Annotated in this window: 17 protein-coding genes; 12 read left to right on the forward strand and 5 right to left on the reverse strand. The window is 71.9% G+C overall.

Going from position 1 to position 23060, the window contains the following annotated elements; all coding sequences use genetic code 11:
* The first annotated feature begins 60 nt into the window (after positions 1-60).
* The 4 genes from NDW01_RS40285 to NDW01_RS40300 all read left to right on the forward strand — a co-directional run bounded on the left by NDW01_RS40285 (position 61) and on the right by NDW01_RS40300 (position 5869).
* Positions 61-2037 (forward strand): ATP-binding protein, encoded by a 1977-nt coding sequence (locus tag NDW01_RS40285; protein ID WP_252829845.1) that lies wholly within the window; start codon positions 61-63, stop codon positions 2035-2037.
* Positions 2038-3145: 1108 nt separating this feature from the next.
* A complete protein-coding gene (locus tag NDW01_RS40290; protein WP_252829808.1) occupies positions 3146-3808 on the forward strand; it encodes a hypothetical protein in 663 nt (220 codons plus the stop codon).
* Positions 3809-4148: 340 nt separating this feature from the next.
* A complete protein-coding gene (locus NDW01_RS40295) occupies positions 4149-5132 on the forward strand; it encodes a GNAT family N-acetyltransferase (protein ID WP_252829809.1) in 984 nt (327 codons plus the stop codon).
* A gap of 62 nt (positions 5133-5194) precedes the next feature.
* The gene (locus tag NDW01_RS40300) at positions 5195-5869 is read left to right on the forward strand and encodes a lysophospholipid acyltransferase family protein (RefSeq protein ID WP_252829810.1); all 675 of its coding nucleotides are present in this window, start codon (positions 5195-5197) and stop codon (positions 5867-5869) included.
* A 24-nt stretch (positions 5870-5893) separates the two neighbouring features.
* Here NDW01_RS40300 and NDW01_RS40305 read toward each other — a convergent pair whose 3' ends face one another.
* Entirely contained in the window at positions 5894-8380 is a 2487-nt protein-coding gene (locus tag NDW01_RS40305) for an ATP-binding SpoIIE family protein phosphatase (RefSeq protein WP_252829811.1), read from the reverse strand.
* An 839-nt stretch (positions 8381-9219) separates the two neighbouring features.
* Between NDW01_RS40305 and NDW01_RS40310 the strand changes: the two genes are divergently transcribed.
* Positions 9220-9807, forward strand: a complete 588-nt coding sequence (locus NDW01_RS40310) for a sigma-70 family RNA polymerase sigma factor (protein ID WP_305883859.1) — start codon at positions 9220-9222, stop codon at positions 9805-9807.
* Between the two features lie 293 nt (positions 9808-10100).
* Here the strand turns inward: NDW01_RS40310 and NDW01_RS40315 are convergent, their stop codons facing one another.
* From NDW01_RS40315 to NDW01_RS44145, 3 genes are all read right to left on the reverse strand, one after another.
* Positions 10101-11054, reverse strand: coding sequence for a DUF6177 family protein (locus NDW01_RS40315; RefSeq protein WP_252829813.1), 954 nt, complete (start codon positions 11052-11054; stop codon positions 10101-10103).
* A gap of 132 nt (positions 11055-11186) precedes the next feature.
* Positions 11187-11567, reverse strand: a complete 381-nt coding sequence (locus NDW01_RS40320) for a hypothetical protein (RefSeq protein WP_252829814.1) — start codon at positions 11565-11567, stop codon at positions 11187-11189.
* 47 nt (positions 11568-11614) lie between these two features.
* Positions 11615-14113 (reverse strand): hypothetical protein, encoded by a 2499-nt coding sequence (locus tag NDW01_RS44145; RefSeq protein ID WP_308211874.1) that lies wholly within the window; start codon positions 14111-14113, stop codon positions 11615-11617.
* A 178-nt stretch (positions 14114-14291) separates the two neighbouring features.
* Between NDW01_RS44145 and NDW01_RS40330 the strand changes: the two genes are divergently transcribed.
* The 6 genes from NDW01_RS40330 to NDW01_RS40355 all read left to right on the forward strand — a co-directional run bounded on the left by NDW01_RS40330 (position 14292) and on the right by NDW01_RS40355 (position 20534).
* On the forward strand, positions 14292-14930 hold the full coding sequence (locus NDW01_RS40330; RefSeq protein WP_252829815.1) for an SSI family serine proteinase inhibitor: 639 nt from the start codon (positions 14292-14294) through the stop codon (positions 14928-14930).
* 125 nt (positions 14931-15055) lie between these two features.
* On the forward strand, positions 15056-15472 hold the full coding sequence (locus NDW01_RS40335; protein WP_252829816.1) for a CBS domain-containing protein: 417 nt from the start codon (positions 15056-15058) through the stop codon (positions 15470-15472).
* A 20-nt stretch (positions 15473-15492) separates the two neighbouring features.
* Positions 15493-16248: an ANTAR domain-containing protein gene (locus NDW01_RS40340; protein ID WP_252829817.1), complete on the forward strand. Its 756-nt coding sequence runs from the start codon at positions 15493-15495 to the stop codon at positions 16246-16248.
* A gap of 59 nt (positions 16249-16307) precedes the next feature.
* Positions 16308-18218, forward strand: coding sequence for a SpoIIE family protein phosphatase (locus NDW01_RS40345; RefSeq protein ID WP_252829818.1), 1911 nt, complete (start codon positions 16308-16310; stop codon positions 18216-18218).
* Positions 18219-18542: 324 nt separating this feature from the next.
* Positions 18543-19781, forward strand: a complete 1239-nt coding sequence (locus tag NDW01_RS40350) for a glycosyltransferase (RefSeq protein ID WP_252829819.1) — start codon at positions 18543-18545, stop codon at positions 19779-19781.
* A 9-nt stretch (positions 19782-19790) separates the two neighbouring features.
* Positions 19791-20534 (forward strand): DUF6328 family protein, encoded by a 744-nt coding sequence (locus NDW01_RS40355; RefSeq protein WP_252829820.1) that lies wholly within the window; start codon positions 19791-19793, stop codon positions 20532-20534.
* A gap of 113 nt (positions 20535-20647) precedes the next feature.
* Here NDW01_RS40355 and proS read toward each other — a convergent pair whose 3' ends face one another.
* Entirely contained in the window at positions 20648-22084 is a 1437-nt protein-coding gene (gene proS / locus NDW01_RS40360) for a proline--tRNA ligase (RefSeq protein ID WP_252777963.1), read from the reverse strand.
* 262 nt (positions 22085-22346) lie between these two features.
* Here proS and lepB point away from each other — a divergent pair, with 262 nt between their 5' ends.
* Positions 22347-23036, forward strand: a complete 690-nt coding sequence (lepB, locus tag NDW01_RS40365) for a signal peptidase I (protein ID WP_252829821.1) — start codon at positions 22347-22349, stop codon at positions 23034-23036.
* The last annotated feature ends 24 nt before the right edge of the window (positions 23037-23060 follow it).

Consider the following 23060-nt stretch of genomic DNA (forward strand, 5'->3'; position numbering starts at 1 on the left):
CTCACCGTCAGTGCGGCAGGCGCCAGCGTTGATTCCGCTGGATAATGTTGGTCGGTGACCATGCTTGGCGAACGGCTCCAGTGCCTGCGACGGCGCTCATTCGTCGGGCGTGACCGTGAGGTCGCGCTGTTCCGGTCCGCGCTGGCTGATTCCGGCCTGTTGTTCGTGCACGGACCGGGCGGGGTGGGCAAGAGTGCCCTGCTCGACATGTTCGCGGACGTCGCGGCGGACGCCGGCCGTTCCGTGGTTCGCGTGGATGCCCGGCATCTGCGGCTCGGTCCGGACGTCTTGCCGGCGCTCGCCGAAGGCGAGGTCCTGCTCCTCGATACGTACGAGTTGCTGGAGCCGCTCGATGACTGGGTCCGGGAGCAGTATCTGCCGTCATTGCCCGGTGACGCGCTGGTGGTGATCGCCGGGCGCCGGGCGCCAGGCGCACGGTGGTACGCGGACCCCGCGTGGCGGGACCTGATGCACGAGATCGCCCTCGGGAACCTGCCTCCCCACGACGGGCGAACGTACCTGACCGCTCAAGGGGTGCCCGAGAAGCTGCGCGACCGGCTGCTGGCCATCAGCCACGGCCATCCCCTCCTGTTGTCGATGCTGGTCGACGCGGTGAACAAGGGGGCCGAACCGTACCGGATCGGCGATGTTCCCTCCGTCGTCGGCGCGCTGCTCGCGCAGACCATCGACCAGGCGCCGAGCCCGCTGCACAGGGCGGCGCTTGAGCTGTGCGCGCACGCGCCCGTCACCACCGAGGACTTGCTGCGCGCGGTGCTCGGCGAAGAAGCCGGAGAACTGTTCGCGTGGCTGCGCACGCTGCCGTTCGTCGACGACGGCCCGGAGGGGCTGTATCCGCACGACGTGGCCCGTGACGCTCTCGACGCGGATCTGCGCTGGCGCGACGCTGACCGCTATGCCGGACTGCAACGCCAGGTCTCCGCCGCGCTGCGAGCCAGGATCCTTGCCACAGTGGACGAGCGGGAGCAGATCCAGCTGCTGGCAGACATAATCGCGGTGGACGGCGCGCGGTCCAAGGTGGCGACGTGCTCGAATCCGCCGGCGACGATGCAGGCATACGCCGACACCCTGCAGGACGGCGACCGTGCGCTGATCATCGCCATGACCGTCGCGTGGCAGGGGAAAGAGCAGGCCGAGCTGGCTGCCTACTGGCTGGACCGCCGTCCTGAGGCGTTCCGCGTCTTCCGCACCGCGTCAGGCGAGCCGCGCGGCTACGTCGCGTGCCTGGAACTGGCCGAAACGGACCTGGGCGCGGATCCAGGAGCGGACGCGATGTGGCGATACGCGCATGCACACGGCGCGCCCCGGGCCGGGGAGCGGGTACGAGCCTGGCGTTTCTTCCTTGACCGTGACTACGGCCAGCTCGCGTCGCCCTCGGTGACCCTCTTCGCCGCCTGCCAGGTCCTCGACGCCCTGATCCGCCACGACACGGCATGGACGCTGGTGGGTGCGTACGCCGACCCCACACTGTGGGCACCTACCATGCACAACCTCGGCTTTGAACCCGCCGAGGGCGCCGAATACACAATCGGCGGCACACGGTTCCCGGTCTTCGCGCACGACTGGCGCCGTACCGATGTCGAGGAATGGCTGGAGATCCTCCACGCCCGTCATGCGGGCGCGCCGGCCTCAGCAGCCGACGGCGCCGACAATACGGTGCTCTCGGAGCCGCAATTCGCCGGGGCGGTCCGGTCCGCCCTGCGGGACCTGCACACGCCGGACCTGCTACACGAGAACCCCCTGCTGCGCTCGCGCGTCGTGCGGCAGAGCCGGCGTGACGGGATGACTCCCGCCGAAACCTTGGGAGAACTGCTCCAGACGGCGGTCAGCGTGCTGCCGGCCGACTTGAGGGCCCTGGCGGATCGTACGTTCCTGCACCCGGTCACCACCCAGGAACGCATCGCCCAGGATCTGTACCTGTCATTCAACACCTACCGGCGTCATCGGGACCGGGCGGTCACGAAGATAACCGAGTGGCTGTGGGCGGGAGAGACCGGGCATCGCACGAGCACACGATGACCTTCCCAGGCCCAGCGTCCGTTCTCGGCGAACAGGTCGCTTGCATCTAGAAGCCATCACCGAAGCCGTCCAGATCCGCCGGCGACTCGCCAAAGCCCACCCCGACGCCTATCAAAAGCAGCTAGAACGATCTGAGCGGGTGCAGGAACGGCCAGTGCCGCGTGGTGCTGGACACCTACTCCCGCCGCGTGGTCGGCTGGCCGATCGAGTCCGCGCCGCCACAGCGCTCTGGGGAAGCTCACCCCGATCGAATACGAGATGCTCTACCTGAACACCCACCCGGTATGAAAGCCAACCAACACGGCTCTACAAAATCCGGGGCACATCAGGAACACCTGGCGGTCACCGGGCCGGCCGGAAAAGGGGCCTGATCTCGGGCGGGGTGATCGCGTGCGGTCGCATCAGATAGGTGGTTGCCATCGCTCCCCGGGCGTTCTCTCGTCGACCTGAGGGGTTCGGTCAGCGGTCTCGGTGGATGGCTCAGCCGACCTGGTTGCCGATGGGTCGGGCTTCTTGCGGTCGTCCGCTCTCGTCCTGCGGATGCGTCGCCATAGGGTGAGCACAAGACCGCCGATCGCGCTGGCGCCGATCAGTGTGGTGGAAGCCTTCACCCAGTCTGCGACACGATTGAGCTGGTATGACGGCGTTGCGGTATCGAGTACGCCGTTCGTCAGTGCGCCACGATCGGCGGCGAGCCGAACCCGGTACCTCTCCTGAGAGCTTCCAGGTTCGGTTCCGCCGCAGGATGCCAGTAACAGAAGACCTGCGAGAAGCACGCCGGATAGCGCTGACGCTCGCCGCTTGCCTGCCCTTGTCATGCTGCGCCCCGATCGACCGGCCGGTTCGGGATTACCAAGTTCCCGCCGCGACTTCAGATATACGCCGGATCGCCGGTGCTCTACCAGGCGGCCGGCGTGGACCGGCCTGACCGGTTGGGCCTGGGCACTCCGGCGCAGGACGTGCGGTTTTGTTCGATTGATCGGGCTTTGATCGGCAGCCCTGACCGTCCCTGGGAATGACGTGGACGCGGTCTGAGAATCGAGCCGACGGCCGGCCGCCGCGCGGCGGCGCACCGCCCACGCTCGTTCTCTCTCCGGAAGAAGATCCGATGACGCACGCCCTTGTTTGTCCACGATGCGCCCAGCTCGACCAGGTGCAGAACGCTCAGAGCGTCTATGCCGCGCAGAGCGGTGTGACCCACTCCACCGGTGTCGCCGCCGGCGGGGTGATCGGAGCCGGGCCGATGGCCATGGCGGTGACCTCGCACGGAACACAGACCAGCCAGCTGGCGATGCGGCTGGCCCCTCCCCCGCCGCCACGCCGCCGGTCCTCGTGGAACTGCGGGGTCGTCCTGCTCTTCGCCATCTTCACCGGTATCGGCCTGATCGCCGTGTCCCAACTCTCGGTGAGCGGCCGTACGGAGCAGGCGGGCGACCACTGGGGCTATTTGGTGACCTCGGTCATCGGCTTCGGCCTGGCGATGGCCGTGTACGTCATGGCCTTCGTTCAGGGACGCAGGCTCAAGCGGGGATATGAGGCGTATGCCGCCGTGTGGCCGGCGATGATGCACACCTGGCAGAACGCCATGGTCTGCCTTCGCTGCCACGGAGCCTTCTTCCCACCCGGCGTCCTGCACTCCTCCCTCGGCCCGAGTCGGCTGATCCCCATCGACGCCTTCCATGCCGCCGTGACCGACATCGGGGCGCACATGGCCGTGGCTCCGCCCGTCGCTCCGGACCGGAGTATCCCGTCGGCGCCGGAAGCCGACTGATCGGCGACGGCTGCGACACCGGCCCTAAGCAGCCTCGTCCGGGACCGCCGACACTTCGAAGTTCCACTCTGCCGCAGTCGTACGGCCGCGGCGGTACAAATTCCGGCCCGCGAATCGGTGAAGCCCGGGGGCGGGCGGCCGTGCGTGGGAATGCCTCGGGTGGTGCGACATTCTCGACATCACGCCCATACTGGGCGGAGGTAGAACGCCAGGTCAGGGGGGTGGGGAGTCCCGGCCGGTACCGGTTCCGGGCGGCTGTTCGGAATCAGAGACGCGGTCGGGCCGGGGCGCGTACGGTCCTTTGTTTGGGAAGAAGCGAGCCAACGATCGAGGAGCGTCCTTGGACAAGGTTCAGCGACTGCGCGACGTCTCCGACGCCGACGTCGCCGCGTGGCACGAGGTGGTCGCGGCTGCGGTCGCGCACGATTTCCCCGGTGAGCCGGCGCCGACGCTCGACCAGGTGCACGGCCATCTGGCCACACCCGGCCTGGGCAGCCGCCACCTGCTGTGGGTCGCCAGGACGGAGGGCACCGTGACCGGTGTGGCCCGGCTGCGGCTGTTCGAGGGGGCGGGCCGGCGTCATCTCGGGGAGCTCACGCTGCACGTCCATCCCGCGCACCGCCGCCGTGGCGTCGGGACGGCGCTGCTGCGCACGGTGGCGCGGGCGGCGCGGGACGAGCAGCGCCGCACGCTGGTCGTCGAGGCGTCCTCGCAGACGCCGGGCACGTCCTTCCTCGAGGCGAACGGCTTCATCTGCGCGCTGTCCCTCAGTCTGCTGCTGCTCGACGTCGCGGCGGCTCCCGGCGTCGAGGAGATCGTCGGGACCGAGCACCCGGGGTACCGCCTGACCCGCTGGCTCGGGGTCGTGCCGGACGAGCTGGCGGAGGCGTTCGCCGAGGCCAAGAACGCGATGGGCGACATGCCGACGGGGAAGAGGGACTTCGGCACGACGACCTGGGACACCGACCGCGTACGGGACATGGCCGAGGTCGTCGAGAAGCGCGGTGACACGCTGCTGACGGTGGCCGCGCTGAACGGGGACAGGGTCGCGGGGTTCACGGAGCTGGTGATCCCGGTCGGTGACGGCACCCGGGCGATCCAGTACGACACCGCCGTCGTGTCGGCGCATCGCGGCCGGGGGCTGGGGTTGTGGGTGAAGGCGGCCATGCTCGAATGGCTGCGCGCCGAGTGGCCCGCGGTACGAGAGATCGAGACCGACAACGCCGAGGACAACGCGCACATGCTCGCGGTCAACGAACGGCTGGGGTTCCGGCCGCTGCGACAGACCAGGCAGTACCAGTGCGACCCGAGGATGATCCACTAGGCGCGTCCGTCGGCCTCCCGGTTCCGGCGGGTCTACAGTGACGGAGAGTCGAGGAGGCACAGTTGCTCTACTGGTTCATGTACCGGGTGGTCCGCCCGCTGCTCCGGATCGTGTTCCGGCCGGTGGTCGTGGGGCTGGAGAACGTCCCGGAGGATGGCGCGGTCATCCTCGCCAGCAACCACCTGTCGTTCGTGGACAGCGTGCTGATCCCCCTCGTCGTGCCGCGCCGGGTCACGTTCATCGCCAAGGCCGAGTACTTCGAGGGCAAGGGCGTGGCGCGGATCCTGGGCTCGTTCCTGAGCGCGATGGGCCACATCCCCGTGCCGCGTACGGAGCAGCGCGCCGCCGTGGCCGCGCTGGACATCGCGCTCGGCGTCCTGAACAACGGCAACGCCTTCGCGATCTACCCGGAGGGCACGCGGTCCGAGGACGGCCGGCTGTACCGCGGTCACACGGGCGTGGGCTGGCTCGCGCTGAACGCCGGCGCGAGCGTGGTGCCGGTGGCGGTGAAGGGCACCGAGAAGATCATGCCGGTCGGGGCGAAGGTCCCGATTCCGCGCCTGCACCGGCCCGGGGTGAAGTTCGGCAAGCCGATCGACTACACGGCGTTCGCGGACATGCCGCCGGCCAAGGGCCGCCGGGCGATGGTGGACGAGATCATGAAGGAGATCCAGAAGCTGTCGCGCCAGGAGTACGCCGGCGTGTACAACGAGCGGTCCAAGCAGACGCAGGCCTGACCGCCGGGATGCCCCGAGCCGCCCTCACAGCGGGTGCTCGAACCACACGACCTTGCCCGTCGGGGTGCGCTGGGTGCCCCAGTGCTCGGCGAGCGCGCTGACGAGCTGCAGGCCCCGGCCGTTCTCGTCGGTGGTCTCGGCGCGGCGCAGGTGCGGCAGGTCGTAGCCGTCGTCGCGGACCTCGCAGAGGAGGGCGTTCGCGCGGATCAGACGGAGCCCGAGGTCACCCGCGCCGTGGACGACGGCGTTGGTGACCAGCTCACTGACCAGCAGCTCGACGGTGGGCACGAGGGCGTGCAGGCCCCACGTCTCCAGGGCCCGGCGGGCGAGGCGGCGGGTCTCGCGGACGACCGCCGGCTCCGCCCTGAGGGTGCAGGCGAAGACGTCCGCCTTGGGGATTCCCTCGAACCGTACGGCCAGCAGCGCGATGTCGTCGTCGTGCCGGCCCGCCGTGCTGAACCCCTCGATGAGGGTCTCGCAGACGTCCTCCAGCGGCCGGGGCGGACCGGAGAGGAACTCCCGCATCGCGGTGAGCCCGACGTCGAGGGGCCGCCCGCGGCGTTCGACCAGGCCGTCGGTGCACAGGACGAACTGGCTGCCGTCCTCGACGTCGAAGCTCACCGTCTCGAACGCGACGCCGCCCACGCCGATCGGGGCGCCGGGCGGGACCTCCAGCAGCCAGGACTCCCCGGACGGTGAGACCAGAACGGGAGGCAGGTGCCCGGCGTTGGCGATCTCGCAGCGCCGGGCCACCGGGTCGTACACGGCGTAGATGCAGGTCGCGAGGCACTCGTCGCCGAGGCGACGAGCGAGGTCGTCGAGCTGGCGGAGCAGTTGGTCGGGCGGCAGATCCTGCGGGGCGAGGGTGCGTACGGCGGTGCGGAGCTGGCCCATGATGGCGGCGGACGTCAGGCCGTGGCCCATGACGTCGCCGACGACGAGGGCGAGTCTGCTGCCGGGCAGCGGGATCGCGTCGAACCAGTCGCCGCCGACCCGTACGGCCTCGTCGGCGGGGACGTAGCGGTAGCAGATCCGCGCGCCGGCGACGACAGGTGGGGCGTCGGGCAGCATGCTGTGCTGCAACTGCGCCGCGACGCGCGCCTCGCGGCGGTACAGGCGCCCGTTGTCGACGCACACCGCGGCCCGGCGGCCCAGCTCCTCCGCCACGGCGACCTCCGGTTCGCCGAACGGCGGCCGGTCGCGCCGGCGGAGCAGGAAGATCGTGCCTAAGACCTTGCCGCGCGCGATGAGCGGGGTGACCAGCAGCGCCCGGCCGCGCAGCAGGGGCCGCAGGTCGCGCCCGCCGACGTGGGAGGAGATGCGGCGGCTGACGCGGTCGCTGATCCGGGCGACGTTGATGCTCTGCCCCGTGGTCAGGTCGCCGGCGAGCGATGTCCGGGAGGGCATCCGGATCAGCTCGCCGAGCGGGACGAGGTCGTCCCAGTGGCCGTCCTCCTCGTCGTAGCGCATGGCGACGCGGACGAGGCTGGGCGAGGCGTCCGCCTCGGCCGGGGGCAGCTCCTGGTCGGAGACGATCGACTCCAGCAGCTGAACGCCCGCGAAGTCGGCGAACGAGGGCACCAGCGCGTCGCACAGGACCTGGGCGGTCTGCACCGGATCGAGGGTGTCGGCGAGGCGGGCGCCGACGTGGTTGAGGAAGTCCAGGCGCTCCTGGGCCGCCAGGTGCTCCAGGGCCTCGGCGGGCGACGGATCGTACGGCGCGTACGGCGCGTACGGCGCGACACCGGCGTCCGCCGGGCTGGTCGGCGCCGGAACGATCTGCGCGGGGGCGATCGGCGACGGCGCGGTCGACCGGACGCGTCTCGCCCTCGGCGCGGTGCCGCGGTGACCGGCGAACGGCAGGCGCACGGTGACGCTGACGTTCACGGCCGGATAGCCGCGGGCGAGGACCTGGTCGGCGATCTGCGGGCGGTCGAGGTCCGGCGGCAGCAGTTCCGCGAGGCGGCGCCGGAGCAGCGCGGAGTCGACGGTCGACGACTGTACGAGGGTGGGCTCGACGCGCAGGATGCGGACGCCGCTCGTGGCGGTGAGCGGGGTGGGCGGCGGGGGCGTGACGACGACGTCGCCGAGCGCGAGGCCGTGGCCGTTCTCCCTGATGCGCTGGGCGTCGGCGGCCACGGCCAGTCCGCGGGCGTCGCCCTGGCCGGTCAGCGGGTAGACCCACCAGGCGATCTCCCGTAGGGCGCCGTCGTCCAGGCGCGAGACAAGGCACACCCCGGTCCAGACGTGGCGCAGTTGCCGATCGCCGAACTCGAACGCGGACCGGTGCTCCTGCGGCAGGTGCAGCAGCGTGCGCAGCGGGCGGCCGGCCACCGCGTCGTACGGGGCGCCGAAGACGTCCTCGGCCGCCGGGTTCCAGCGGAGCACCCGGCCGAGCCCGTCGAGCAGCACGACGGCCATCGGGGCGATCCCGAGCAGGTGCCGGTCCAGCAGCCGGGGCGGCAGCCCGGCGGCCGCGAGGCGCGTGGCGGGGCGTTGCCGAGTGACCACGGATGACCCCCTCGTCAGCGAGGATGCAAGACGCACGGCCCCCCGACCCGCGATGCGATCGACGTTACAACCGCCCGCGCGAACGCGCTGCGTTTCCCCCCGATTACGTCGCTCAGCGAGGTCGCCGACACGTCAGGTGACCACATGAGGCCGTCCGGCGGCGCCGTTCACGACGGAGCGCGGCACGATCGGCCACCGCCACGGGCGTGGTCGCCCCGCCGCGGGGCACGCGGTCATGAGTCCCGTGGCCACGCGTCGCGCGGCCACAGGACTCGCGGACACGGGACCCGCGGACACGGGACCCGCGGACACGGGACCCGCGGACACGGGACCCGCGGACACGGGACTCGCCGACACGGGACTCGCCGACACGGGACTCGCCGACACGGGACTCGCCGACATGGGACTCGCGGCCACGCCCTGTGGTTTCGCGCACGCCGCGCACGCCGCACGTTGTGTCCGCCGAAAAAGGGGTAACGACCCTATTCGACCAGCCAAGGACCCGTCGGCACCGTCGGCGAGCGACGAAGGGAAGCACCCCATGCGGACACGGAGTGTGACGAAGCTCATTTCGCAGCGTGTCGAACTTGCGTTAGACTGACGACTCCGGTAGGCGCCCGCGTGAGAGGCGCCGAGCCTTCTCGCCGGTCGGGCCGACACAGACGTCGGTGGCGCATCGGCGATCAGGTCCGTCACTCCCCTGACGGGCACACATAGCCGACAAGCTGCACGGGAATCTCCGTGTCCGGCGCCTCGAAACCGGCCCCGCACCGTAGCGGGGAGCTCCCCCCGACCAGAGACGGTGATCCGTCCGGGTCAGTACCCCTATGGAGCAGCAAATGACGACTGTGGCGAGCGATGCACGCCGCCAGGACGTCGAGCGATATGAGCGCGACGTCACGCCGCTCATCGACCCGTTGTACGCCAGCGCGGTGCGGATGACGCGCAACCCGGCCGACGCCGAAGATCTCGTCCAGGAGACCCTCGCGAAAGCCTACGTGAACTTCCACCAGTTCAAAGAGGGCACGAACCTCAAGGCGTGGATGCACCGCATCCTCACCAACAACTTCATCAACACGTACCGCAAGAAGCAGCGCGAGCCGCAGCGCGCCGCGACCGAGGAGATCGAGGACTGGCAGCTCGCCCGCGCCGAGTCGCACACGTCCAGCGGCCTGCGCTCGGCCGAGCACGAGGCGCTCGACCATCTGCCCGACTCCGACGTGATCAAGGCGCTGCGCGACCTGCCCGTCGAGTTCCGTACGGCGGTGTACCTCGCCGACGTCGAGGGTTACCCCTACAAGGAGATCGCCGAGATGATGGGCACCCCCATCGGCACGGTGATGTCCCGCCTGCACCGCGGCCGCCGTCAGCTCCGCGAACAGCTCAAGGAGTACGCGCCGCGCGTCGCCGTGGTCCGCGCCGCCTGAACGCGCCGCCCGGAGCTGCCACCGGGCACCCGGCACCCGTCATCCGGAGCGGGCGCGTCCGAGCGGCGGACGCGCTCGCGACCAGGCCGCGTCCGGACCTCGTCGGAGCCGTGACGGGGTCGCATCAGGGCCGCGTCACGGTCACACCGGGCCGCGACGAGATCGCATCGAGGCCGCGCCCTGGTCGCAGCGGAGCCCCCACGAGGTCCCATCGGGCCGCATCGCGGCCGCATCGCGGTCGCATCGCGGTCGCATCGCGGTCGCATCGAACCGCGGTCGCGCGGGCCCGTCGCTCAGAAGCCGCCCTGCAGATGCCGGGTCAGCTGCTCGTACCGCTGCCAGCCCTCCTGCTGCCGGCCGTCCCCCAGCATGTACCAGACCGCCGGCGACCGGGCGTCCCCGATCCGTTGCGCCGGGATGCCCGGCGCCTCCGAGACCGCTCCGCCCACGGCCATGCCGATCGGCCCGGGCGGCCCGAGCCAGCGCGGAACCGTCGTCAGGTCCGCGCGCCCGTTGCCCAGCTGCGTGAACAGCGAGATCAGGTGCCGCCCGGCGGCGATGCCTCCGAGGAGGCCGGGCAGTTCGGCGACCGGCACGTCCCGTGGATCGGCGTACCCGACGACGATCGTCACCGCCTCCTCCACCACCTCACCCGTCTTCGAGACGAGCAGCGTGCCGACGGCCGGCGTCGCGCCCGCGCCGACGATCGTCAGCCACGTCGCCTCCGCGCCCCGTGACCAGAACAGCTCGCTGAGCCGCTCACGCCGCCACACGTCGGTGGCGGGCTCCGCCGTTCCCCAGCCGGCGGGCGGGCCGCCGGTCAGCGCGGTGCAGATCTCCTCGGTGGCGGTGCCGATCCCGGTCTCCGAGGTGTACCGCACCCGGAACGTCACCGTCAGCTGCGCGCCGACCGGCTCCGACGGGGCGGTCGTGTACGCGGGCGCGTACGTCCGGGCCTGCGGATCCGTGACGAAGCCCGCGCCGTCCCACACGAGCGGCACCCCGGACAGGCCGTCGTAGTAGCCGCCGTCCGCGCGGACCACCCAGTGGCTGTTCGGGCTGGTGAGCACCAGCCGCAGCGGCACCGTGATCCGGGAGTCCGGCCCGGTGACGATCTGCAGTCCGCGCCGCGTCTCGCTGCAGAGCCGCAGCCCGTCGGCCAGCCACTTCGTGAATCCCACGACCGGACGGTCCTGCAGGACCACCATGGCGCTCGGAGTCAGCGCGTCCGCCGCCGGCCCGGTCACGGGCCCTCCTTCGTCGGGGGAGCGACCGGACGCACTGCGCTCATGGCTCGCTCGCTCCGCTCACTCACGGGCCCTCCTTCGCCGGAAGAGCGACCGGACGCACCGCGCCCACGGGTCGCTCGCTCCGCTCACTCATGGGCTCTCCTTCACCGGAGGAGTGGCGCTCTCCGGCCACACGGTGCCGCCCTGCCAGTGGACCAGGTCGTCCGCGAACCTCCGGGCGATCCGCATCGCCTCCGGAACGCCCGCCGCCGCGCGCACCTCGACCCACCAGACCGGCACCCGTACGCGGCCCGCCAACTCCGGGCCCAGCAGCCGCTCGACCTCACCGCGGACCTCGACGAGCTGCGGGCTCTCGATGGAGACGGCCAGCCGCCCGCCGGCGTCGTAGAGATGGAAGGCCCCGTCACCGGCGTCGTACGGCTCCAGCGACTCGCCGAACGCGATCAGGCCGTCGATGACGGTCGAGATCTCGGGCCGGTGCCGGACCAACGCGACGAAGTCGCTGGTCAAGAACCTCACCTCCTATCGGGCAGTGTCGCGACTGTCAGGGGTCGTCGTCACGCGGCGATCGCCCGCGCGAACGCCTCGACCGCGATCCGGATGACCGCAGCCCGGGTCTCGTGGCCGATCCGGGCGGACTCGACCGCCGTTCCGGCGGCCAGATGCCGGTCGTACGGGATGTGCACCACCGGCAGCCCGCCCGAGCTGAGCATCTGCGCGGCCCGCGTCAGGTCGGCGTCCACGTGCGGGGTGTGCGTCACGAACGCGATCACGGTATGGGGCAGGAGGTGCTCGTAGCCGTTGTTCGCCTGCCACTCCAGGGCGCCGTGCGCGCTGAGCGCCCCGTCGACCGTGCCGGGCGTCACCATGACCTGGGCGTGGGCCTCGGCCATGATGCCGCGCTGCAGCTCCGCCAGCAGCCCGGCGCCGCAGTCGATCACCGACGCGGCGAAGTAACGGCTCATCGCGCCCGCGGCCGTACGGAAGGTGGCGAGGTCGAGCTCTCCGGCGATCCGCCCTCCGGCCGTCGCGGACAGCACCCACAGACCGTCCGTGGTCTGGGCGAGGTACCGGGACGCCTCCTCGAACGACCTCGGCTGCGGCGACGACGTCAGGTCGTGCAGCGACAGCCGCGGGCCCACGCCCATCCGCAACGGGAGCGAGCCGAGCCCGGAGTCGGCGTCCACGGCCAGCACACGGTCCTGCCGGTACTGCGCGATCACGGTCGCGGTCAGCCCCGCCACGGTCGTCTTGCCCGCGCCGCCCCGGATGCTGGTGACCACGATCTGCCGGCAGGACGGGACGGGACGGCTCAGCACGGCCGCCACGTCCGTGGCCTTGCGGACGTCGTTCGCGGCGGCTGCCCCCATGGCCCGGCGCACCCCACGGGACATCCGGCGCACCAGAGGATCGCCGTACGCGGAGCGGCGCACGAGATCCCGAGGGGCGATCGGCCCGCCGGTCACGGGCGGCCCGAGCTGCGCGGGACCGGACGCGGGCGGTGGACCGGACGCGGGTGAGCCCTGCGCCGATCGCCCCGGCGCGGCGCCGGGGTCCTGCTGCCAGGCGTCGGAGCCGGCCGGCCAGGCCTCCTGCGACGCCGACGGCTGAGCCCCCCAGGACGAGTGGACGGCCTGGTCCCATCCCGCCTGCTGCTGTGGCGAGTCCCACGGCGACGGGCCCGGCCCGCCCTCCGCCGGGAGATCGGGCCATGCCGCGGCGGGGGCGTCCTGGTCCCCCTGCCGTCCGGTGTTCCGCACCCACGCGGGTGGCTGCTCCCGTTCCGCCTGCGGCGGTGTCTCCGGGTCCCCCCACTGTGGCTGCGCGGGCCGGTCCCACGCCGACGGCTGCTCCGGCGGCGTCTGCCCCCACTGCGCCGGCGGCGCCTGCTCCGTCCGCGGAGGGAACTGCGCCCACTGCGCGGGCGGTGCCTGCGGCACCCCCGGGTCCGGGTCCGGCGGCGCCTGCTCGGCCGGCGGAGGGAACTGCGCCAACGGCACCGGCGGGGCCTGCTCCGCCTGCGGCGATCCTTGGTCCCATTGCGCCGGCGGGGCCTGCTCCGCCTGCGGTGCCCCCTGGCTCCATTGCGCCGGCGGGGCCGGTTCGACCGGCGGTGCGCCCTGACTCCACTGCGGCGATGAGGCCTGCTCCGCCCGCGGCGCTCCCTGACCCCACTCCGGCGGCGAGGCCTGCTCCGCCCGCGGCGCTCCCTGACCCCACTCCGGCGGCGAGGCCTGCTCCGCCCGCGGCGCTCCCTGACCCCACTCCGGCGGCGAGGCCTGCTCCGCCCGCGGCGCTCCCTGCGCCCACTCCGGCGGCGGGGGCTGTTCGGGCTGCGGAGGGAACTGCGCCCACTGCGCGGGCGGCGCCTGCTCCCCCGGTGACGGCGACCGCCCCCACTGCGCGGGTGGTTCCGGTTCCGCCTGCGGCGGCGTCTGCTCCCATTGGGGCGGGGCCACCTGACCCCACGCGGGCTCTGGCCCCAGGTCCGCCTGCGGGCCTCGCTCCGCCTGCGTCTCCGGCTCGGGCCGCGGCTCCCGTTCCCGCTGCGGTGAGACGACCGGTGCCGTCGAGTCGCCGGTCGATTCACCGGTGGAGCCGCCGAACGAGACGGCCCGGTCGTCGTCGACGGTTCCGCCGATCACCACCGGGCCCGCGGGGTGGGGCCGGTCACCGGCCGGGAGCTCGCCCTCGTCCGGGTCGGCGACGGTGCGCTCGACCGGCGCCACCGGCGCCTCCTGCACCACCGGCGCTTCCGGCGATCCGGCCACCGGTGCTCCGCCGGCCGGAACTTCGACGGCCAGGGCTTCGACGGCCGGGGCTTCGACGGCCGGGGCTTCGACGGCCGGGGGGACGTCCTCGGGCGGGCGCGGATCGTCCTGCCGGGCGGCCGCGGCGGACCGCGGCGCGGGCGGGGCCTCGGAGACGCCGCCGGCCGCGGCCTGGCCGTCGGCCGCATGGGGGACGGGACGGCCGCTCGGGTCGGAGACCATGAGCCCGGACAGGGGGATACCGAGCTCGGCGAGCACGGTGACCTGCCAGGCATGCTCGGACACCGGTCTCCTCTCGGCGTGAACCGGGCGTATGGGTGCGGAAACGCTATTGATCCTATCGGCGCGGACCCCTTACGGGCGTCGGCTACGGACATGCGGCCCGATTACGGAATGGGATCAGTGCGCTACAGTGAGCGATTGAGCTCCGCTGATCAGGCGGACTTTTCGGGGGGAAAGACAAATGCGAATCATTCTGGCGTTTTCCATCGCCGCCGCCATTCCGGTCGTGTTCTCGGTCTCGGCCGCCGGAGCGCAGGCGAGACCGGCGCCTCCGACCGCTGGAAGCGGGACGGGGGCCGCCCGGCCCCATGCGGGAAGGCATGTCCGGCCCGCACCGCCCGGCGCGGTCGTCCGTGACCTGGACACCTCCGCGAGCGGCCGGTCGCCGTTCAACGAGCGGATGCCGCCCGCGGCGGGCATCGGGGCTCCGGGATCCGCCGCGACGCAGCCGCAGGGCGGTGCGGCCGACCCGGCGGCACCGTCGGCGGACCCGGCCACCGGGCAGTCCGTGGCGGGCCCGACGCTGCTCACGCTGCGGAGCGCGATGGGCTCGGGCACCCCGCGCACCGTGACGCTGCAGTGCGACCCGGTCGGGGGCACCCACCCGAAGGCCGCCCAGGCGTGCGCGGACCTCGACAAGGCGGGGAACGACCTCACGATCGCCCCCGACCGTAAGAATCCTCGGGCCTGCTTCATGATCTATTCGCCGGTCACGGTGAGCGCGGAAGGGCAGTGGCGCGGCCGGCCCGTCAAGCTCACCGGGCAGTACCCCAACACGTGCGTGCTGCGTGACAAGACCGCCTCGATCTTCGACTTCTGACGATCGAAATAGGGCGAACACCCTCGAACTTCCTTCAGCGCTCATCTTCCGCACCGCGCCCCGGTCCGGAATAAGACCCGCCTCTGGGGGTAGTCGGCGCATGACGGGCGAAGGGAGTGTTCGCAATGGCGCAGAAGGTACGCGACGTGATGACGCCCGAGCCGGTCGCCCTTCCTCTCGACGCGCCGCTCACCGAGGCGGCCCGGCTGATGCGCGACCAAGGCGTCGGCGGGGTGCTCGTCACGCAGGCGGGCCGGTTGTGCGGACTGCTCACCGACCGCGACATCGTCGTACGCGCCGTAGCGGAGGGACGCGACCTGTACGGCACCCGGCTCGATCAGATCTGCAGCGCCGGTGTGGTGACGATCGGGCCCGACGACGAGACCGAGGTCGCCGTGCGCCTCATGCGCGAGCGAGGCGTACGGCGGCTTCCCGTCGTCGAGGAGGGCAGGGCGGTGGGCATCGTCTCACTCCGGGACGTCGTGACCGGCGACGATCCGGGCGCCCCTGCCGCCCATGGCGGCGAACACCGGGTCGGCTAGGGGGAGCTACCGTGGACGGCGTGGGACCGCAGATCAGCAGTGAACTGGCCGTCGAGATCGCCCGTCTGGGCCTCATCCACGAGGCCTCGGAGACGGCGGCGCTGCGGCGCGTGACCGAGCTCGCGGTCCGTACGGTCCGGGGATGCGCGGGGGCGACCGGGATCCGGTGGGCCGCGGGAGAGGACCCCGAGCCCCGCGACGTCACCAGCACGCACCCCGACCTGGCCTACCTCGTCGACGTTCAGAGCACTCGCCGGGACGGCCCGATCTTCGACGTGGCGCGCACCGAGACCTCGATCTTCTGCGCCGACACGCTCGTCGAGACCCGTTGGCCCGCCTTCACCCCCATCGCGCTGCAACGGGGGGTCCGGTGCTTCGCCACGACCGTGCACCGCACCGGCCCGATCCTCATGACGCTGATGATGTACGGCGTGGTGCCCGGCGCGCTCGACCGGCGGGAGCTGGGGATCGGCGCCCTGCTGGCCGCGCAGGGCGGCGCGGCCGTGTCCAACACGCGGCACTACGAGGACGCCCACCGTACGGCGGTGCAGTTGCAGCAGGCCGTGGAGGCGCGGGCCGTCGTGGACCAGGCGAAGGGTGTGCTCATGCACGCGATGGGCTGTGACGCCGAGACCGCGTTCAACGAGCTCAAGCGCATCTCCCAGACCCGGCACGTCAAGCTGACGGCGCTGGCGCGGCGTATCGTCGAAGGCAATGGCCCCGATGGCGGCGGCACCGGGCGGTCCGGCCTCGCTGGGGCCACGGGCGGCCGTTAGAGTAACGAGCAGCCGTCCGATTTGGTCGCGGGCAGCGATCACGCCACGCTGGGAGGGACATGTCCGACCAGCAAGAGACCCAGTCCCTCATCCAGGACACCGCCAAGCTCAAGATCCGGCTGAGCGAGCTCCGCAGTGCCGCGGCCCTGCCCGACGCCGACTCGGGCCCCCTCCTGGAGGCGGCCCTCGTCGAGCTCGAGCTCGCCGTGGCGGCGCTCGGTGCCACCGGTGACGGCCGGGCGTCGGCGGAGGCGCGCTCCGAGGCCGCCGAGAGCGAGCGCCGGATGCTGCGCACGGTGTTCCAGGACGCCCCCGTCCCGCTCTTCCTGCTCGAACGCGATGGCACGGTCCGCCGGGTGAACCGCCAGGCGGGCGCGCTGCTCGGCTCGTCCGCCGGCTACCTCACCGGCAAGCCGTTCCCGGTGTTCTGCGACATGGCGACCCGGGCGGCGGTGGGCTCGCACATCGCCGGGGTGTTCCACTCGGGGCAGCGGCGGCGCACGCGGGTGCGCTTCCTGTCCAAGCACGGCCCCGTGTTCGCCGACGTGACGCTCGCCCGGATCTGGGTGAGCGGGGAGCCCGAGCCGCTGGTCGTCGCCGCGACCGCCCCGGCGACGAAGGAACCGGACGCACAGGAGGCCGCGCCCGAGGTGTCGGCCACGGACGACGCCGTCGCCACGGTCGTCCACCGGATGGACGTCCTCGCCACCGCGACCGGGATGCTGCTGGAGGACGACTCGCTGACCGAGTCGGTGGCCGTACGCCGCTCGGCGCGGCTGCTCGCCGCCGAGCTCGCCGACTGGGTCATCGTCGACGTGGAGCGGAACGGCACGCTGCGGCGCCAGGTCGTCATGGGCCCGGATGACGAGCGCCGCACCCAGATCGCCCGCATGCTGGAGAACGTCCATCCGGGCCCCGGCTCGCTGCCCTCCCTGGTCTACGACAGCGGCCAGTCGGTCCTGCAGGCCCACATCGACGATCTGCGGACGCTCGGCACCACGGAGGGCGACCTGCCCGTGTGCGGGCTCATGGAGGCGTCCTCGCTGATCTGCGTGCCGCTGGACGACGGCGAGCGCACCCTCGGCACTCTCACGCTGACCGTCTCGGGCGAACAGGGACCGTTCGACCTGATGGACCTCGGGCTGGTCGAGCGGCTGGCCCGCAACCTCGCGCTGGTGATCCGGACGGGGCGGCGCTACCGGCGCCGTACGGAGGTCACCGAACGGCTGCGCGCCGGCCTGCTGCCCCGCGAGCTGCCGGCCATCCCCGGCACCGAGGTGTCCGCGCGGTACGTCGTGGCGACGCGGGACGGCGGGTTCGGCGGCGACTTCTACGACGTGTTCCCGACCGCGGCGGGCTGGGGCGTGGCCCTCGGCGACGTCTGCGGCAAGGGCGAGGACGCCACGGCGGTGAACGCCGGCGCGCGGCACGGCATCCGGATCCTCGGCCGGTGGAACGCCAAGCCCGACGAGGTCCTGTCGATGGTCAACGAGACGCTGCTCGACCACGAGGGCCGGTTCGTCACCGCCGTGATGGCCTGCGTCGAACCACGCGACGACGGCCTCTCCGTCATGATCGGCAGTGCCGGGCACCCGCCCGCGGTGCTGATCCGGCGCGACGGCCTGATCCGTACGCTGAGCGGCGGCGGGATCCCGCTCGGCCTGTTCCCCGCCGACGACTTCGAGGTCGGCGTCGAGTCGCTCGACCTGGAGCCCGGGGACACGCTGTTCCTGTACTCCGACGGCGTCGTGGAGAGCTCCGACGCGATGCGGAACCGCTTCGGGCACGAGCGCCTGGTCGAGATCCTCGCCGCGCACGCCGACGGTCCGGTCGCCGACATGCCGCTGGCGGTCGAGCACGCTTTGATCGAGTTCTGCGGCGGTGAGCTGCGCGATGACGTGTCGATGTTGGCCCTGCGCGTCACCGCGGACACCGGCGGCCGGATCGCGGTTTCCGGGTCGGCTGTTTAATCGCCGCGACATGAGGTAATAATTGGGTCCAGGAACTCGTGCCTAAGACGCAGGCACACCACCGGAGGGCGGCATACCCGCCCTCGATCTCCGGAGGGTGTGCATGCGTACATACAGTTCAGGCCCGCTCGGCGGCCTGACGTCGGCGGTTTCCTCTCTTTCCCCCACGGTCCCAGGCAACGTCCCTGGCCGTGAGTGCACGCGCGCAAACCCCACCCCCGATCACTCCCTCGGTTCCCGTCCCGTACTCCCGGGAGCCGTACGGGCCGAGATCGTCGCGGACACCGACGCGCCCGGTCGCTTGAACTTCCTGGAGGTTGCTCGATGATGAACATCGCCATGGTCTCGGTCCAGGACAGCCCCCTCGGCGCCGCCAAAGGCCTTGACGAAGGACTGGGCGTCCACGTCGCCGAACTCGCCCGTGAGCTCGGGCGGCAGGGCCACCGTGTGACCGTCTTCACCCGGCAGGACGGCGGGGACCCGCGGGAGAAGGTGCGGTTCGCTCCCGGGGTCACCGTGGAGCAGCTGGCCGTTGGGCCCGTCCGCCCGCTGGCCGAGGACGAGCTGCTGCCCTACCTCGCCGACTTCGGCGCGGAGCTCGCGCGGCGGTGGCACGGCAAGCGCCCGGACGTCGTCCACGCCCACCACTGGGTGAGCGGCCTGGCCGCGATCGCCGGCGCGAACGGCCTCGACATCCCGGTCGTCCAGTCCTTCCACACCCTGGGGGCGGCGCTGAGCCGGTCCGGGCAGCCCTGCTCGCCGACGCGAGTCCGCCTGGAGAAGGCCATCGGCCGCAGTGTCCGCTCGGTCGTCGCCATGACCGAGAGCGAGCGCACCGAGCTCGTACGGCTGGGCATCTCGCGCCGCCAGATCACGCTGGTGCCCTCCGGCATCGACGTCGAGAAGTTCTCCCCGAGCGGTCCGTCCATGCCGCGCGGTGACGCGCCGCGCCTCGTCACGATGATGAAGGTCGGCCGGCACCAGGGCGTCGTCTCCGTCATCCAGGCGCTGGCCCGGATCCCGGACGCCGAGCTCGTGGTGGCCGGCGGCCCCGCGCGCGAGGACCTGGAGACCGACGAGACCGTCCACCAGCTGCGGATCAAGGCGAAGGAGGCCGGGGTCGCCGACCGCGTCACGTTCATCGGCCGCGTCTCGGCGAACGACGCTCCGAAGCTGCTGCGCTCCGCCGACCTGACGATCAGCGTCCCCGCGTACGAGACCGTCGGGCGGGTGCCGCTGGAGTCGATGGCCTGCGGTACCCCCGTCGTCGCCTCTCCCGTCGGCGGCCACCTCGACTCGGTGATCGAGAACGTCACGGGCATCCACGTCCCGGCCGACCGGCCGATGGAGATCGCCCGGCGCGTCCGCACGCTGCTGGCCGACCCGACGATGCGCACGGCCCTCAGCATCGGCGCCGTCGACCGGGTCCGGTCGCGGTTCGCCTGGGAGCGCGTCGCGCACGAGACCGTCAAGGTGTACGAGTCCCTGCAGCCGGTGCCCGAGCCCGAGCCCGTTCTCGCGGGGGTCGGGGCCGGCGCCGCCGACGAGGACGAGGACTTCTGACGGCGTTCGATGGGCACGAGCGACACGAGGGACACGAGCAAGACCGGGGAACCGGATCCGCGTCGGGACGAGACACCACGGGAGCGGTTCGACCGCGAACTCGTGGAGATGCTGCAGGGCCTGCGGGTCATCGTGGCCGGGGTGCAGTTCCTGTTCGCGTTCCTGCTCACCCTGCCGTTCTCGAACGGGTTCAAGCGGGTCGGGCACACCGGGCAGTGGGTGTTCTACCTGTCGCTGATCACGGCGGCGTGCGCGTCCATCTGCCTGATGGCCCCCGCCGCCCAGCACCGGATGCTGTTCCGGTCCGGCCGTAAGGACCTGCTGGTCAACCGGTCGAACCGGTACGGCATCGCCGGGACGCTGGCGCTCACCGTGTCCATGGCCAGCGCCGTGGCCGTCGCCGCGAAGGGGTTCTTCTCCTCCGGGCTGGCGGCCGGGACGGCGGCGGGATTCGTCCTGATCGCGGGGTGGGCCTGGTTCGTGCAGCCGATGGTGACCCGCCGCCGGATCTACGCCGCGCGCGAGGCCGACGCCGAGAAGTACGACGCCGAGCGCACGGAGGCCGACCGCCGCGAACTTCGGCGCGAGGAGGCGGAGCGGCACCGCGCCGAACGCGACCGGAGCGAGCGGGACCGGAGCGGACGGGACCGCGGGGACCGGGGCGCCGAGGACGAGGGCCGTGACGCTGCGGGCGAGGGCCGTGAGGCGCCCCCGCGCGACGGTTCACCCGCCGGGCGTACGGTCATCGACTGATGACGACGAGCAACGGCCCCTGTGTGAGACACGGGGGCCGTTGCTCGTGCGTTCACGGTCAGCCTGCGCGGACGCGGTCAGCCCGGCTGTTCGCGGTCAGCCTGCGCGTTCGGTCAGTACGAGCGGCCGAAGATGACCCGCTTGCCGTACGCCGACGGCTGCCCGCAGCGGAAGCAGACGCCCGTCTCCTCCGGCGCCTGCGCCGGGATCACACGCGGCGTCGCGGCCGTGTCCGCCTTGATCTCGTCCTCGCACTCCGTACGGCCGCAGTGCAGGACGCGCGCCCAGCCGCCGCTCACCTGCGACCGGAAGGACTCCCAGTCGTCGATCTCGGCGGTGTGCTCGTCGCGGAAGCGCTCCGCGCGGTCGTACAGGAACGCCTGGAAGTCGTCCAGGATGCCGGGCAGCACCTCGGGCACGCGGTCGAGCGGGATCTGCTCCTTGCCCTGGTCGCCGAGGCGGCGGGCCAGCGTCACGACCCCGGCGTCGAGGTCGCGGGGGCCGAGCTCCAGCCGGATCGGGACGCCGCGCATCTCCCAGTCGTTGTACTTGAAGCCCGGACGCAGCTGGGTGCGCTCGTCGACGTGCACGCGCACGCCGGCCTGCTTCAGCCGGGCCGCGAGCTCGCTCGCCGCCGCGAGCGTGCGCTCGGCCAGCTCGTCCCGGCCGATCGGCACGATCACGACCTGGTACGTCGCCATGCGCGGCGGCAGCACGAGCCCCTTGTCGTCGCCGTGCGTCATGATCACGCCGCCGAGCATGCGGGTGCTCATGCCCCAGGACGTGGTGTGGGCGTGGACCAGCTCGCCCTGGGCGTCCTGGTACTGAATGTCGAAGACCTTGGCGAAGTTGGTGCCGAGGTAGTGCGAGGTGCCGGCCTGCAGGGCCCGCCCGTCGCGCATCATGCCCTCGATCGAGTAGGTCCGTACCGCTCCGGCGAACCGCTCGCTCGGCGTCTTCTCGCCCTCGACGACCGGCATCGCGGCGAGCTCGCGGGCGACGCCCGCGTAGGCGTCCAGCGCCCACATGGTCTCGCGCATCGCGTCGTCCTCGTCCGCGTGCGCCGTGTGACCCTCCTGCCACAGGAACTCCGTGGTGCGCAGGAACATGCGCGGACGCAGCTCCCAGCGCACGACGTTGGCCCATTGGTTCAGGAGGAGCGGCAGGTCGCGGTGGGAGTCGATCCACTTGGCCATGTACTCGCCGATGACGGTCTCGGAGGTGGGCCGCACGACCAGCGGCTCCTCCAGCTCCTTGCCACCGGCGACCGTGACCACGGCCAGCTCGGGCGAGAAACCCTCGACGTGCTCGGCCTCGCGCTTGAAGTACGACTCCGGGATGAACATCGGGAAGCAGGCGTTGCCGTGCCCGGCCTCCTTGATGCGGCCGTCGAGGTCCGCCTGCAGCAGCTCCCACATGCGGTAGCCGTACGGCCGGATGACCATCGTGCCGCGGACCGGGCCGCGGTCGACCAGCTCGGCCTGGACGACGACCTCGTTGTACCAGGCGGAGAAGTCTTCGGACTGAGGAGTGACACCTTCCCGACTCACGCAGCCGAGCGTACCGGCCCCCGAACGCTCGCGTGGACAACCAGGGGGTACGGCCGGGACAAGACGGTCCCGGCGCTCCCGTTCCCGGGGGCGGCCGCGTCCAGCGGTGGCCATCACGAGATTCGCGCCAGAGCCCTCGTACGCCCGCGGGGCCCGGTGCACTGCGCCCGGGGCACGGTGCGCGTGCGCTGGCGGGGCCGGGTGGGCGTGCGTCGGTGGGGCCTTACGCTGATCACATCGCCGCTCGGTTTACCGTACAGGCGTGTCTGACGAGACTCCGCCCGAGGCGGACCAGAAGAAACCCGCCAAAAAACGGTCGTTCCTCCGCGAGCTACCCATCCTGATCGGCATCGCGCTCGTACTCTCGCTGCTGATCAAGACGTTCCTGGTGCAGGCGTTCTTCATTCCCTCCGAGTCGATGGAACGGACCCTGCACGGCTGCGCGGGCTGCACGGGCGACCGGATCCTCGTCTACAAGGCCGGATACCGGTTCCACGATCCGAGGCAGAAGGACATCGTGGTCTTCCGCGCGCCCGCCGCCTGGGAGCCGGAGACGCAGATCGCCAAGCCGAGCAACCCGTTCCAGCGCGGGCTGAGCTGGGTGGGCGGCCTGTTCGGCATGCCGCAGGCGAACGAGAAGGACCTCGTCAAACGCGTCATCGCGGTCGGCGGTCAGACGGTCCAGTGCTGTGACGCGCAGGGCCGGGTGCTGGTCGACGGCAAGCCGCTGGACGAACCGTACGTCTACCAGGACGACCACAAGAGCTTCGGCCCGATCAAGGTGCCGGCCGGCCGCCTCTGGGTGATGGGCGACCACCGGTCCGACTCCGCCGACTCCCGCTTCCACATCGAGGACGGTTACCAGGGGACCATCCCGGTGAGCAGTGTCATCGGCCGCGCCTTCGTGATCGTCTGGCCGCCCTCCCGCTGGAACACCCTCGGTAAGGGCTGACCGCGCCGGCATCAACGCCGAGGG

Origin of the sequence: Actinoallomurus soli (assembly GCF_024055715.1) — a bacterium.
Taxonomy (GTDB): domain Bacteria; phylum Actinomycetota; class Actinomycetes; order Streptosporangiales; family Streptosporangiaceae; genus Actinoallomurus; species Actinoallomurus soli.

Excerpts from the sequence above, each read along its gene's own strand:
- NDW01_RS40285 (WP_252829845.1), top strand. The coding sequence starts at position 61 with ATGCTTGGCGAACGGCTCCAGTGCCTGCGACGGCGCTCATTCGTCGGG.
- NDW01_RS40290 (WP_252829808.1), top strand. The coding sequence starts at position 3,146 with ATGACGCACGCCCTTGTTTGTCCACGATGCGCCCAGCTCGACCAGGTG.
- NDW01_RS40310 (WP_305883859.1), top strand. The coding sequence starts at position 9,220 with ATGACGACTGTGGCGAGCGATGCACGCCGCCAGGACGTCGAGCGATAT.
- NDW01_RS40330 (WP_252829815.1), top strand. The coding sequence starts at position 14,292 with ATGCGAATCATTCTGGCGTTTTCCATCGCCGCCGCCATTCCGGTCGTG.
- NDW01_RS40335 (WP_252829816.1), top strand. The coding sequence starts at position 15,056 with ATGGCGCAGAAGGTACGCGACGTGATGACGCCCGAGCCGGTCGCCCTT.
- NDW01_RS40345 (WP_252829818.1), top strand. The coding sequence starts at position 16,308 with ATGTCCGACCAGCAAGAGACCCAGTCCCTCATCCAGGACACCGCCAAG.
- NDW01_RS40350 (WP_252829819.1), top strand. The coding sequence starts at position 18,543 with ATGATGAACATCGCCATGGTCTCGGTCCAGGACAGCCCCCTCGGCGCC.
- NDW01_RS40355 (WP_252829820.1), top strand. The coding sequence starts at position 19,791 with ATGGGCACGAGCGACACGAGGGACACGAGCAAGACCGGGGAACCGGAT.